Here is a 14,292-nt window from a genome sequence, read left to right as displayed (position 1 = left end):
AGGGTAACGGTAAAACTCATTTCAGTTAATATTTACTTTGCGACTGCGCTTTTACTAATTTTACCCTTCGTATCAGGTCCGGCGATCTAAAAAGCTCCGAATTTTGTTGTTTAATTTACTTTACCCGTTTTAAAATGCCCATTTCCAATCCAAAACGATATACCGTTACAGCAGCGCTGATTTATGCAAATGGCCCAATCCATATCGGGCATTTGGCCGGTTGCTATATTCCTGCTGATATATATGTACGTTACCTGCGTTCAAAAGGAAAAGAGGTTGCTTTCATCAGCGGAACCGATGAGCATGGCGTTCCCATCACCATCCGAGCTAAAAAAGAAGGTCTGACGCCTCAGCAGGTCGTGGACAAATATTACGAGCAGATTGATAATTCTTTCAAAGCGCTGGGGATCACATTTGATATCTATTCCAGGACCAGCAAAAAAATCCATCACGAAACTTCGCAGGAAATTTTCAAAGATCTTTACGATAAGAATGTCTTTGTTGAAGAAACTACGGAACAATATTTCGATGAAACGGCCCAGCAATTCCTCGCGGACAGGTACATTGTAGGTACCTGCCCGATATGTGCCAACCCAAACGCATACGGAGATCAATGTGAGCGCTGCGGTTCTACTTTGAGCCCTTTGGAATTAAAAGACCCGCGTTCGATGCTGTCTGGCGCCAGCCCGGTTTTGAAGGCAACTAAAAACTGGTACCTGCCGCTGGATACCATGCAACCTGAGATTGAAAAATACATTAATGGCCATAGCGAGTGGAAAACCAATGTTTTCGGGCAATGTCAGTCCTGGTTAAAGGACGGGTTGAAACCTCGCGCCATGACCCGCGACCTCGACTGGGGGATTAGCGTGCCACTACCTGACACTGAAGGGAAAGTGCTCTACGTATGGTTTGAAGCACCGATAGGATACATTTCCGCTACAAAAGATTGGCTTTTTCAGAAAACCGGATCAGTCGAGGGATGGAAAAAGTGGTGGCAGCCAACAGGCGATGGGGAGACCAAACTGGTACATTTCATTGGAAAGGACAATATTGTATTCCATTGCATCATTTTCCCTGCGATGTTGATGGCTGAGGGGAACTACATTCTCGCAGATAATGTGCCTGCCAATGAATTTATGAACCTGGAAGGTGATAAAATTTCAACCTCGCGCAACTGGGCAGTCTGGCTTCATGAGTACCTCGAAGAAATGCCGGACAAACAGGATGTACTCCGTTATGTACTTACCGCGAATGCTCCCGAGACCAAAGACAGCGAATTTACCTGGAAAGATTTTCAAACCAGGAACAACAGCGAGCTGGTAGGTATTTTTGGTAATTTTATCAACAGGGCCGCAGTCCTGACCCATAAGTTTTGTGAAGGTAAAGTCCCGGCAAAAGGAGATTTGCAAGAAATTGATCTGAATGTATTGAAGGAACTGGAAGCATTTCCTTCGAAGATCGGAGATTCTCTGGAAAATTACCGGTTTCGGGAAGCGCTGACATTCATCATGGACCTGGCAAGACTGGGTAATAAATACCTGGCCGATACCCAGCCCTGGCATGCCATCAAAACAGAACCGGAACGCGTTAACACCATTTTGAATATCGCTTTGCAGATTTCCGCGACCTTATCTATTGTTTCCGAGCCTGTACTTCCCTTTACCGCGGCCAAATTACAGGAGCAATTCGGAATTACAGAAAATCTATGGAAAGACGCCGGCAAAGCTGATCTTTTACCAGCGGGACAGATTATTCAGGAAGCACAATTGCTGTTTGAGAAAATTGAAGATCACGTCATTGAAAAACAAGTTCAGAAATTACACGACGCGAAACGTCTGAACGAGCTGGAAGGCAAAACGATAACACCTGTCAAGCCGGAAATCCAATATGATGATTTTGCTAAAATGGATATTCGTATCGCTACGATCGTCGAGGCCGAGAATGTGCCCAAAAGCAAGAAACTATTGAAGCTGCTTGTTGATATAGGAACTGAACAGAGAACAGTACTGAGCGGGATTTCGGAGCACTTTAAGGCAGACGAGATTATCGGCAAAAAAGTACTATACCTTGCCAATCTTGCACCTCGTAAAATGATGGGAATGGAGAGCCACGGCATGATACTCATGGCCGAAGACCGCGATGGAAGCCTTGCCTTCGTACAACCAGGAAAAGATGTCTGGAACGGAGGAACTGTTAACTAGTTTTGAGAAGGGGCCAGGATACTCTCAGCCCCTTTTTCATTTCCGTCGTCCTGCTTATTCCTGTCGAGTTGCTGTCCAGCAGAGCCTGTTTCCGCTTCACCGGGCGATTAGAAGTTATCACTTTCGTCGAAAAGCTCGTTAACGTTTTTGCTCTTGGAATTGCTCTATTATCAAAAAAAGGTCTGCAAATTGATCCTTGTCAAGCGCCTCTGTCAGCCACTTAGCTGACTAAACTTTGTCCGCAAGAATTATCTTTTGATCCGCTTAAACTTCTGCTTAGGCATTCACTAAGTGTTTTCGTTTGACGCAAACTTAGTGAACCATTAAATTCGTTTTCTTAAAATAATCCTTTTTTCGCACACAGATTTAAATTGAACAACACATGCTAGAAAACTCTTTGGATGCCTTTGACCTTAGAGGTGGAGGGCTTCTTGACTTCCTTATCAGTGCGCCCGAACTTATCCCAAGTATGCAATCCTTGAAGGAAAATCCAGGCTTCCTTCGGGGACTTTCAAATGGAGTAGTTGACGCTTACGAGAATTCCTTTCCCTTTTTGTACAGGATCTTGACCTTAAATAGCTGGTATAATGGGGAGGGTGACTTAGATAATTTAGTAAAGATGCCGTCACACATTCGAAATTCCGATTACTATGTTACATTTAAAAAAATACACGCAAATACATTAAAAATAATTAAGGCGTGGCAAGAGCTGCCTCTCTGTTAGCCAAAGCGAAAAATATATTCTCTTTCACCAGCATTATTCTTCAAAGTTTGTGAAAGACATCATTAGCAAACACTACAAGCAAACCCAAGGCGCAGAAGAACATCCGACGTTATATCTGTCGCGGAACCGGCCTTATCATATTGATTATTGCTACGTCTCTGCGGATATGGCTGAAAAACTGGAATCTGTCGAAATTGGTGATTTTGATTTCTGGGCAAAAATATAGCGACCATGTTCCGGTGATCGTGACTTTCGGGATTGAAATGCTTCTTATGTTTTACATCCCCCGCCTTTTTCGGAGGACTAATAGTGATAACCAGTCACCAACGTTACGAAACATCGTTGGTTTGGAAGGCATGAAGTATTGGAAGAAGAACCATCTCATGATCCATCCCAATGCGCCAGTGAATTGCATCCCATATAGTTCGGTGATCCCTTTTCCCAATCCCAGGCTGGCTGTCTGTCCCAAACCTTTATATGTAAAAGGCCGGAGCCCTTTACCATTGATAGCCCTAGCCATGTTCAGGCCGGCGTAATGTCCGTGTTTGATTGCCCAAAGTGCATTGGACGTGCATGGCTTGCCCGAATCGTGATGGATGATATGACACGCATCTCCCCCGCCCCAGACATTTAACAAACCGCTAACCTGCTGATAGACGTTGGTATGCAACCTACCCACCTCGTCACGCACCAAACTTTCGGTTCCGCCCAGAACTAATCTGCCCTGCCCCACCGTTGAAATTACCATTGAACTCTCGAGGAAAATGCCGCTGCTGAGCATGGATCCTGTAAGCGTTACCTCGGTTAATTGGGTATTATTAATGATCTCAATTCCGTAACTTTCCAATGTTTTTTGTGCGTAACTGACCAGTCTTTTCAACCCGGGACCTATCGCGCCCAAAATGTTGCTACCCTTATTAATGAGATATATTTCAGGTTTAATTCCATCCAGTGACCTGTGACATCTTTTCATTACTTTAAGCCATTCTGCAATATTCGCTGCTAATTCTACGCCGGTTAACCCACCTCCTGCGATCGTAAATCGGAGTAAATGACGGGCCTGATCCGCATTCCCAGCGGCAGCTTTGGTCACGAGATCCGAAAGTGCCTGTTTCGTCCGATCAAATGCTTCGGGATTTTTGACCTGAAATCCATAGGAACGACTTCCCTTAATCGTCTCTTTATCAAATGATCCGGTCCCGATCAGCAAATGATCATATCGCACCGAAAGACTGGTGCCATCTTCTTTTGACAGGTACACCAGCTGCTCATTTTCATCCCAACTTTCTGCCATTCCAACGATCAAAGTCGCTTTTGGAAGAATTTCTGAAAGAAGGCTCATCCGGTTTTGTTCTTGAATGATGCCAGTAAGAGATTCAGCAGTCCAACCGTGATAATAATGATGTTTATTTGGACAGATAACAGTGATCATCACCTCGCCCCGCCGTATTCGTGCGCCGAGTGACTTGATCAATGAGCGATAAGCCCAGACAGTAACATAACCGCCACCTAGCAATACAATTTGTGTTGGAGCGCATTTCATACTACTTGTCGGTAACGATTTCAAAAGTCTGGCGCAATGCGTCGAGATTGAGAGGATTTCTGACAGGCTGCCCGAAACTGTGATCGGGGGCTACACAAAATCCCAGATCCCCAAATTGGGCTGCGATGGTGCTGATGAATTCGGCTTGCTCAGTGCCAGGGTTACCGATGCTAAAATCACCCTCGTAATCGGCCATCGCTAAAAGCATTGTCTCGGCCATACATGCATATGAAAGTCCCTGAGGCAATCCGATCCCGCCCCTTGTGCAATTCAGATGGGTCACCGACACCAAGCCGCCATCTATTATTCTGATGTCGGGACGCTGCACCAACAAATCCGGATGCGTGTTCCGGGGCTGCGTATCATCCAGCACAATCGCGTTTCTTTTAAGCTGATTTGCTTTTAAAAGACAATCTGCTGCAGTCGTCAGTAACACCACAATATCAGCGCTTTTTATACTGTCAATATTTTGAGAAATTGAAACTGTACTGTCGTTCTCAAATGCATTCATCTTATTAGCCAATGCTTTAAGCCTGTTCTCATTTCGAGCGACCAGTAAATAATTATTACCAGCATTATGTTTGGCCAATAATAAACTCACTAGTGTGCCGACGCTACCAGTGGCACCAACTAACGCCACAACCGGGCGTTTGTTTGGGCAACTTCCAATGAGCTGTTTAATTCTTTCGTGGGTAATGACAGCTGTAAATGCATTTCCATTTGTAACGGAAACAAAAGGATTATTGGCAACCAGCTTTCCTCCCAGCGTAATCGGAGATGTTAATGCGCCGAGGCCCATTATTTCTGCCCCTTTTTGCTTGGCCAGCTCCATACCCCGCATCACAAGTGGAAGCATAAGCTTTTGTTGTTCAAGCAATTGCCTTCCTGAATAAGGAAGCATTATCACAAAACCTTCGGGCTCCTTCGCCCCAGGAGTGAGTGTAACATTGCTCCACACAAACGGTTTCAGCGGCCTGTTTTTTAAGAGAAAACGGTAAACCGGATCAGGCACTAATCCCAGAGGCGAAGCCAATTCTCCTAAATCTTTTCGATAATTGTCCCGTAAATGAACCAGGAATGCAAATTTTTTCATCTAGTGTGTTTGAATAAAATAATCAGGCAAAGCAAAGAATTAGAATCAATAACTTATTTGATAAGTGATTTAAAGTAAGCGTTCAGTTTTTAAAAGGTATTTGAAATCAAAATGAGCATCTTATTAACATAGATTAATAAAAATTAATCATTACATTATCCATTACAACCCAAATAGTTTGCTATTGAAATTTTGCCATATGACTAAATTTCCGAACTGATGAATTACTAACTTACTTTTATATACGATAAACCATTTCGATAAATGCGGCCCGAACAATTTGTTACACCAGCCTGTCATTTATGAATGTATTTTCATTTCAAGTCAGTCGAAAGAAGTAAGATGAGATATTCTGCGGCTTTTTGAAATGACCATAACAATATCAGGCATGCTTTTTTACAGAAGAAAAGACTTATTTGTATTATCATTTTTAATTATCTCCGGACTGCTTTTGATGCCCGCCCTACTTTCAGCGCAAATAATGGATTCAAGATCAATTGTGGCTCCCGGAGCTCAGATGGAAAAATTGGGCGATGGCTACAAATTCACCGAAGGACCGGTACCCGACAAAGATGGAAACGTGTTCTTTACCGATCAGCCCAACAACAAAATCATTCGCTGGGATGCTGAAACAGGGAAATTTAGTGTTTTCTCTGACAATGCAGGCCGGGCCAACGGCATGTATTTCGATAAAAAAGGTAATCTGGTTGCTTGCTCGGACGAGGAAAATCAGGTTTGGTCTTTCGATAAAAATGGCAAGCCAACCGTGTTGGTAAAAGACTACGAAGGCAAACTTCTAAATGGCCCCAATGACCTCTGGATCGACGCGAAAGGCGGGATTTATCTGACCGATCCTTTGTACAAACGTGATTACTGGAAACGTGATCCCGCTATGCAGCAGGATGGCCAGCACGTTTATTACCTGAATCCAAAGACCAAAAAACTGACGAGGGTCGATGAAAAATTGAAGAAACCCAATGGTATTATTGGAACAAAAGATGGCAAAAAGCTTTACGTCGCTGACATTGGCGATAGCAAAACCTATGTGTATGACATTCAAAAGGATGGTACTCTCGCAAACCGGACCCTTTTCGTCTCCAAAGGTTCGGACGGTATGATCCTGGACGAAGAAGGAAACCTTTACATCACCGGCGACGGAGTTACTGTTTTTGATACAAAAGGGGAACAGATCGCCCATTTCCCGGTTCATAAAGGCTGGACAGCAAATATCTGTTTCGGAGGAAAAAACAGGGATATGCTTTTTATTACTGCTGAGACTGCGGTTTATGGGTTGAAGATGAAAGTGAAGGGCGTTGCTGGATATTGATGATTGAGTGATTGACAATTGACTAGTTGGCTATTGACCGCCGACCATTGACTATTTATTACAAAAATCAATGGTCAATGGTCGATCGTCAAATTTACCGTTTACATAAAAACGCAATAACGTTTCCAACCCCAGTGCCTTATCCTGTTTCATGGCTAGTGTAATATTATTTATTAGCTATGAAACAAAATTTCAAATTCTCTCTTTTTGCTGCAAAAGCGGCTATTTTAGGTGTTCTCGTTTCGGTTGTCGCTTGCCGGACCGCCGAAGTCGCGATCGACAAAGGCTTAAAAAATGACACCGAAGTTTTTTCTGTAAAAGGTCGGCAGGGCTTTCAGATAGGGCAGATCATTTCCTTTGGCGATTTCAAAACCAGCAAGGTCAAACGCGGCTGGACCTTTGGTTACTCGATTCCTTTTATCGTCAAGTTTAATGGTGCGAAGGAAAAACTGAGCTTCCAGCAATTTGATCCAAACGGTCGCGCTGCGGATGTAGTACTGGTAAGCCAGTTTAAGGAAACCGAATATGCTCCATTGAACGATTACTTCTCAATTTCCCTGAACTACAAAAACTACTTCGCGGGCTCAGTTAAGCTGAATGAGCAGGAACATGCATGGGATTTCATCGTCCATCATGTTGACGGAGCGAGCAGGGGCCTTGGGAAAAACAACACGATCGGGTTTTTACAGAATGCTGCAACAAAAATTGACATTACCGGCGTAAGGGAATTAGAAGGCTCCACTTCCTTTATCACGCAAAACGATGTATATGGGTACGAGTTTCATCTCAACGGGAAAATAATCGGCTCTGTGTCGGTACTCAATAATGGAAAGGTGTGGTTGAAAAAAGGCCTGAGTGACGATCTAAGGCTGGTTTTGGCCAGTGTTTCCTCCGGACTCATGCTGCGGAGCAACGTGGAGGACAATGCATTGAGCATGAACTAAAAAAAGAGTTGGCCTGACCTTTGCCCTTTATAATGATCCATACTATATACCTGAGCGAGTCGTTACAAAGGGGAATCAGTTTCCCGACTATGCGATTAATCTTTACAGCTACATTCTTTTTCGCTTCATTCATCGCCTTTGCTCAGGAACGTATAACGCTTAGCGGATTTGTAAAGGAACAGGGCAGCCAGGAACAATTGCCCGGTGTCAATGTCTACCTGGAAGGCACACCTTATGGAGCGGTAACGAATACTTACGGCTTTTACTCACTCACAGTCCCTGCTGCCGACAGTGCAACTGTTTCATTCTCATTTGTCGGTTATGAAAAAACCGATCGGCGCGTCAGGCTGACCAAAAATATTGAGCTTAATATCTTTCTTAAAACCGTAAATCAACTGGAAGAAGTGGTCGTTTCGGCCCGCAGGCAGGAGGATTACGTAAGCCGGTCGGTGCAAATGAGCAAGATAGAAATCCCGATCTCGCAACTCAAAAAGGTACCTGCATTCTTTGGTGAAAAAGATGTGTTACGCGTTTTACAGCTCATGCCGGGTGTTCAGAAGGGTACCGAGGGGCAGACTGGTCTTTACGTACGCGGCGGCGGCCCTGACCAGAACCTGATCATTCTCGACGATGCTGTGGTTTATAATGCCAATCACCTTTTCGGGTTTTTCTCGATCTTCAATAGTGATGCCCTCAAAAGCGTGGAGCTTACCAAAGGTGGCTTTCCCGCCAGGTATGGCGGCCGGCTTTCGTCCGTTCTCGAAATGAATATGAAGGAAGGCAGCAAGGATAAGCTCCACGGGGAAGGCGGGATCGGGCTGATTTCTTCGCGGCTGACACTAGAAGGCCCTATTTCGAAAGGGAAATCGTCCTTTCTGGTCTCCGGGCGTCGAACATACATCGATGTACTCGCCTCCCCGTTCATTGCGCAGCAGCAGCGGGGCGATGACAGTCAGGTGAAACCTGGCTACTATTTTTACGATCTCAACGCAAAAATGAATTACGACCTCGGAAATAAGGATAAGCTGTATATCAGCGGTTATTTCGGTCGCGACAAGTTTTATGCACGCGAAAAAAGCAGCTCCTCCGAAACCCGGGCTGGGCTCGACTGGGGCAATGCCACCGCCACCATGCGCTGGAACCACGTTCTAAACCAAAAGCTGTTTGTTAATACTTCTTTGATTTTCAGCAATTTCAACTTCGGCGTTTCCAGCTATTCCAAAGATATCAATACCGACGGAAGTGCCGACGATGAGTTCAGCCTGGATTACAATTCGAGGATCAGGGACCTGGGGGTAAAAACGGATTTTGATTTTTATCCTTCTACCAAACATGCTGTCAAATTCGGGGCGCAGGCCACATTCCACAGGTTTGTCCCGTCGGCGCTGGCTATTGAGGGCTCTTTCATCGACAATCCTATCGAGCGGTCGGTAAAGCCGGTTAATGCGCTGGAAGCAGGCATTTACCTGGAAGATACCTGGCAGGCTTCCGATGCATTGAAAATCAATGGAGGTGTCCGGCTAAGTTCTTTCCAAACGCAGAGCAAAACTTACATTCGCCCTGAGCCACGGATTTCGGCAGCATTAAGACTGGCGCAGGATTTCTCTTTCAAAGCTTCCTATGCCCAAATGAACCAGTATGTTCATTTACTTTCCAACACAGGCCTTGGGCTTCCTACCGACCTATGGGTACCGACCACGGATCGCGTGGCGCCGCAGCAGTCAAAACAGATCGCCGCAGGTTTTGCAAAAGACCTTGAAAAACCTGCCCTCACGCTTACATTGGAAGGCTACTACAAAAGAATGAACAACATTCTGAACTATAAGGAAGGTTCTTCGTTTTTGAGCATCAATGGTGAAAACGCCAATGAGCTGAGCTGGGAGGACAATGTCACTGCCGGCAAAGGATGGTCGTACGGCGCAGAGTTCCTGGTTCAGAAGAAAACGGGAAGATTTTCGGGATGGATTGGCTATACATTATCATGGACTTACTGGAAATTTCCGGAGCTTAACTTCGGCAAAACATTCTTTCCCCGCTACGACCGCCGCCACGATCTTTCGGTGGTTGGTATTTATGAAATCAGCAAAAAAATCACGGTTTCCTCTACCTGGGTGTATGGTACGGGCAATGCGCTCACGCTGCCGGTGGCTACCTATACGGGTGTGAGTGATAATTTCATGACGCGGTTTAATCCCAATGGCAAAACTGCAATCGGCTGGAATGGCCCTACGGTGAGCGAATATGGACAAAAGAACAGTTTCAGGGCTGAGCCTTTCCATCGCATGGATTTTGCCATTCAATTTCACAAAAATAAAAAAAGGCATGAGCGTACCTGGGAATTCGGCGTTTACAATGCGTACAACAGAAGAAATGCATTCTTCTATGACATTGATGAGGAGACAACGGTAAACGGGACTACTACGACGACAAAAAATACCTTGAAACGGTATTCATTGTTCCCGGTACTGCCCTATTTCAGTTATAATTTCAAGTTTTAAGCTAAGTTTATGAGGTTTCGATATAGCATTCTTATTCTGTCAATGATCGGGCTTTTTGCCTGCGAATCCCTTATAACCGACATTCCGGCTTCCAAACTTCCGCAAACTGAGTCCAAGCTGGTGGTCCAGTCGTTCATTTCTCCGCAGGCGGCCCGCATTAATGTCGTTGTGACAGAATCCGTTCCGCTATTTGGTGAAATAACCAGTTCCAGGGGCAGCGTGATACCCAATGCAATTGTCAAAATTTCGGACGGGGCCAAAGAAGTAGTTATCCCTTTCGACACCGCAAGTCAGCTATACAGTCTCGACAAATCGCTTTTTACAATTGCCGCTTCCAAAACCTACACATTGAATGTCACAGACGGAAAAAGGACGGTAACTTCCAGCTGCACCGTTCCCCAAAAGCAGGTAGTAACCAAAAGCTATGTCATTGATACGTCTTTTTCTAGGGGCGACATGAATAGCGACACGGCACTTACTCTGAAAATGACCTGGGACGACATCGTCGCTGATACCAACTTTTACCGCGTAAAAGCCTCTGTGGATCTTGAATACAGTATTCCCGAAGGAAATAGCGCAGAAACTTTCAAAGAAAAGCGGGTAAGGACCCGTTTTAATTTCAATTGGGAGGAAACCATTGGAAGAAACGACTACCAGTCCGACCTTAACCTCGACGGGGTCACTTTTACCTCACCGATCGGTCGGGCTAATTTACCACAGATGGTGACCTACGATTATGGCAATGGCAATAAATTCACGGTTTATCCCAAATCCAAGATTATCATGGTCACCATGGAGATTTATAATACCGACGAAAATTATTTCAAATACCATCGTTCACTCGAATTGCGTGGAAATTCAGACAATCCCTTCGTGGAGCCTGCACTTATATTTACCAACATCAATGGCGGACTAGGCTGTTTTGCCGCGTACAACGTCGGCCAAGTCATTTTCCGCCCCCGTTAAGTACCAGACAAACTTCCTATTACCCATTTTCCGGTTCTACATTTTATGGAAAACTGAGGTCAAAGCACCTCAAAATGTACGGGCTGATTTTTCGATTTAACAGCCTCCGTAACTTCCCAGGCAAGGCATACTTTTTTGTCATCTGTCCATTATACCACTATCAGTTTTTGCGGATACAGATCATCTTATTATAATCTTAAATGACTTACTTATGGACTTGCAAGGAACCGATCAGGACAAGATTAAAAAATCAAATCCTTCCAATAAAAACATGAGTGAACCAGATACACTCATTGAAACGCTAAAAGATTTACAGGAACAGGGCTACACATATGACTTTAACCTCACCGCCCATTCGCTGGAAGTGCACAAAGATGATGGTATTTGCCTAACATTGTCACCCGACGATTTCGATATCGTACAGGTTTACCGTTTCGAAGGAATGACGGATCCTTCCGATATGTCTATTTTGTATGCCATTGAATCAAAAGACGGACTAAAAGGAACATTAGTAAGCAGTTACGGGGTATATGCTGATGCTATGTCCAACGAAATGATCAAAAAACTTGATACCAGAAGCTCTCTTATTGTTCAACATCCGGAAGGCGACGATATGGCGCATTGAATCAAATAGCGTACGCAATCATTAGTTAATCGGAAGATGTTGCTTTACCATCAAGATGGCTAGGTAACATCTTTTCCATAATTAAATACATGAGCATCACCCCCTTCCTCAGATTCAAACTAGTGGCCCCCTTATTCATCGTATTGCTCACCTTGGGCTGCACAAGGGAGAAGCCCGAAACCACCGGGTTGGTCGGTCATTACATTAACCGGACTTTCCTTGAAGCCTCCCGCGACTCCATTCCGGGCATGGTGGGAAATTACTGCCACGAACTCAATTTTGTGAGCAAGGACAGCGTGCTCATCTTCTACGGATTTGAAGAAGCAGTGCTCGGCTATGAAAAAACAGGTGATAAATATTTGATTAAAAATGCCCTTGGGGACAAGGATATGTCGTTTTTTATAGATCCATATCACAATCTGATTTTGCAGGATAGCTCCTGGACCAAGTTAAATGTGAATTCAATTTTCACCAAATCGTATCCCGCCGATACGCAGAAATGGACCTTTGAAACGGAACTGAATAAGACGCTGATCGCTGGCAGCTACACTTTATTTGAAAATAATCTGCCTACTTCTAAACAAGTAACGTTGAGCCCGGACGGCCGCGTGGATGGATTGGCCAACTTTACCAACTATGAACTGTGTTTCAGCGGGGACTGCGTGGGAGAAGTGACACCAATCTCCAATAACATCACTTTTACCAATTCCAAAGATAGCTCAGTGGTTTATGCTGTTAAATTTGGCCAGAAAAAAAGGTTCAAATTATACAATATCGAAAAGCCTGAGGAAGACATCAAGGGAGAGCGCGAAATCATAGACCTGGCGTTTGACTTTCGATAGTATTCAAAGATAAAAGGTGCTAATTAAAGCTCTGGCACGGGTATTTAGTAAAAACAAGATATAGATTAAAAGCATTTTAGACCATGGAACTGATCGAACTAACCGACGAACTTATCAAATCCGCAGAACAACGGTCTATCGGGCAGCCATATCCTTATTTCGTCAAGAACCTGAAAGCCATTGGCGTGGACAATTACGAAGTGAAAGTAAAAAATCACGAACGTACTTACACCTCCGTTACAGGAGAAAAACTGATTATTTCCGGCGACCTGCCCGAATTTGAATGTGCCGAGACTTTCGAACTGGAATCAGTAAAAACCGCCATCAGACGCACACAGGAAGGTATTACGGACTACCCATCTTTTCTGAGAGAAATTGGGGCGGCGGGAATACACACTTACGTCGCCGATTTATCGGGCATGAAAATTATTTATCAGGGGCCTAATTCAGAGTATGAATACGAAGAAATTATTCCGGAAGTTTAATGCATTAAATTTACAATGAGATTATTACCTTTCTCATTTCTTCCAGGTGGGCGTCCGTAAAATCCAGATGCGTTACAAAACGGACCAGCCCTTTACCAAAAGTAACAGCCAGTATACCGACCGTTGCCAACTTTTTGACATAGTCCGTTTCAGACAATCCGGCCGCAAGCCTTATAATAACAATATTGGTATCAATGGGAAACACTTCCTCCACTTCCACCAGGTTGTGCATAAACATCTCCCCTATTGCCCGTGCCCGTCGATGGTCTTCTCGCAAGCGTTCCACATGGTGATCAAGGGCGTAAATCCCTGCCGCTGCCAGAAAACCAGCCTGGCGCCATCCACCTCCCATGACCTTGCGGAAGCGCTTTGCTCTTTGAACCAACTCCTTCGTGCCCAGCAGCAACGACCCCACCGGACAACCAAGGCCTTTGGAAAGACAAATACTGATGCTGTCGAACACCTGACCGTACTGGGCGGGACTCTCCCCGGTTTCGACCAAAGCATTGAAAAGTCGTGCGCCATCAAGATGTAGTGGAATGCTCCTGTCCGAGCACACCTTCCGTATTGCTTTAATCTCCTCAAAGTCATAATAACAGCCGCCACCCTTGTTCATCGTATTTTCAAGCGAAACCAGGCGGGTTAATGTGGAATGAATGTCATGCTCGGGACTAATCGCATCGGCAACCTGCCCCGCAGAAATCCGGCCACGGTCCCCGTCCAGCAATTTGACCGAGGAAAGAGAATTGAGCATGATACCACCGCCTTCGTACAGATAAATGTGAGAATACTTGTCACAAATGACATCGCTTCCCGGCTGGGTATGAGCCCGTATTGCAAGCTGGTTCGTCATTGTACCCGACGGACAAAAAATAGCTGCCTCCATGCCAAATAGCCTTGCCGCCTTTTCCTGCAAAGCATTAACCGTCGGATCGTCTCCAAAAACATCATCTCCTACCTCCGCTTCCCACATTGCCTGCTGCATTTCAGGAGTGGGTTTGGTAATGGTATCGCTGCGTAAGTCTATTTTCATTTATTTTAAAC

12 protein-coding genes are annotated in these 14,292 nt (G+C 44.8%); 9 read left to right on the top strand and 3 right to left on the bottom strand.

Annotated elements, in window-relative coordinates; all coding sequences use genetic code 11:
* Positions 1-134: 134 nt before the first annotated feature.
* Together metG and ON006_RS30665 are read left to right on the top strand one after the other, a co-directional pair.
* Positions 135-2,201 carry a methionine--tRNA ligase gene (gene metG / locus ON006_RS30670; protein ID WP_244822054.1) on the top strand — a complete coding sequence of 689 codons (2,067 nt, stop codon included), beginning with the start codon at positions 135-137 and terminating at the stop codon, positions 2,199-2,201.
* 773 nt (positions 2,202-2,974) lie between these two features.
* Positions 2,975-3,151 carry a hypothetical protein gene (locus ON006_RS30665; RefSeq protein WP_244822055.1) on the top strand — a complete coding sequence of 59 codons (177 nt, stop codon included), beginning with the start codon at positions 2,975-2,977 and terminating at the stop codon, positions 3,149-3,151.
* Positions 3,152-3,202: 51 nt separating this feature from the next.
* Here the strand turns inward: ON006_RS30665 and ON006_RS30660 are convergent, their stop codons facing one another.
* Positions 3,203-4,468, bottom strand: coding sequence for an NAD(P)/FAD-dependent oxidoreductase (locus ON006_RS30660; RefSeq protein WP_244822056.1), 1,266 nt, complete (start codon positions 4,466-4,468; stop codon positions 3,203-3,205).
* A 1-nt stretch (position 4,469) separates the two neighbouring features.
* Positions 4,470-5,561, bottom strand: a complete 1,092-nt coding sequence (locus ON006_RS30655) for a shikimate dehydrogenase (protein WP_244822057.1) — start codon at positions 5,559-5,561, stop codon at positions 4,470-4,472.
* A 481-nt stretch (positions 5,562-6,042) separates the two neighbouring features.
* On the opposite strand from ON006_RS30655, the gene ON006_RS30650 reads away from it, so the two are divergent.
* The 7 genes from ON006_RS30650 (at position 6,043) to ON006_RS30620 (ending at position 13,248) form a co-directional block, all read left to right on the top strand.
* On the top strand, positions 6,043-6,888 hold the full coding sequence (locus tag ON006_RS30650; protein WP_244822058.1) for an SMP-30/gluconolactonase/LRE family protein: 846 nt from the start codon (positions 6,043-6,045) through the stop codon (positions 6,886-6,888).
* A gap of 179 nt (positions 6,889-7,067) precedes the next feature.
* On the top strand, positions 7,068-7,832 hold the full coding sequence (locus tag ON006_RS30645) for a hypothetical protein (RefSeq protein WP_244822059.1): 765 nt from the start codon (positions 7,068-7,070) through the stop codon (positions 7,830-7,832).
* Positions 7,833-7,921: 89 nt separating this feature from the next.
* The gene (locus ON006_RS30640) at positions 7,922-10,330 is read left to right on the top strand and encodes a TonB-dependent receptor (RefSeq protein WP_244822275.1); all 2,409 of its coding nucleotides are present in this window, start codon (positions 7,922-7,924) and stop codon (positions 10,328-10,330) included.
* Positions 10,331-10,339: 9 nt separating this feature from the next.
* Positions 10,340-11,296: a DUF4249 domain-containing protein gene (locus ON006_RS30635; RefSeq protein ID WP_244822060.1), complete on the top strand. Its 957-nt coding sequence runs from the start codon at positions 10,340-10,342 to the stop codon at positions 11,294-11,296.
* Positions 11,297-11,507: 211 nt separating this feature from the next.
* The gene (locus ON006_RS30630) at positions 11,508-11,921 is read left to right on the top strand and encodes a hypothetical protein (RefSeq protein ID WP_244822061.1); all 414 of its coding nucleotides are present in this window, start codon (positions 11,508-11,510) and stop codon (positions 11,919-11,921) included.
* Positions 11,922-12,010: 89 nt separating this feature from the next.
* Positions 12,011-12,763: a hypothetical protein gene (locus ON006_RS30625; RefSeq protein WP_244822062.1), complete on the top strand. Its 753-nt coding sequence runs from the start codon at positions 12,011-12,013 to the stop codon at positions 12,761-12,763.
* 83 nt (positions 12,764-12,846) lie between these two features.
* On the top strand, positions 12,847-13,248 hold the full coding sequence (locus tag ON006_RS30620; RefSeq protein ID WP_244822063.1) for a DUF1398 family protein: 402 nt from the start codon (positions 12,847-12,849) through the stop codon (positions 13,246-13,248).
* A 10-nt stretch (positions 13,249-13,258) separates the two neighbouring features.
* Here the strand turns inward: ON006_RS30620 and ON006_RS30615 are convergent, their stop codons facing one another.
* Positions 13,259-14,281, bottom strand: coding sequence for a threonine aldolase family protein (locus ON006_RS30615; protein WP_244822064.1), 1,023 nt, complete (start codon positions 14,279-14,281; stop codon positions 13,259-13,261).
* Between the last annotated feature and the right edge of the window lie 11 nt (positions 14,282-14,292).

Origin of the sequence: Dyadobacter pollutisoli (assembly GCF_026625565.1) — a bacterium.
Classification (GTDB): domain Bacteria; phylum Bacteroidota; class Bacteroidia; order Cytophagales; family Spirosomataceae; genus Dyadobacter; species Dyadobacter pollutisoli.
The sequence above is the reverse complement of the archived record's forward strand: the minus strand, read 5'-3'. Positions and strand labels throughout refer to the sequence as shown.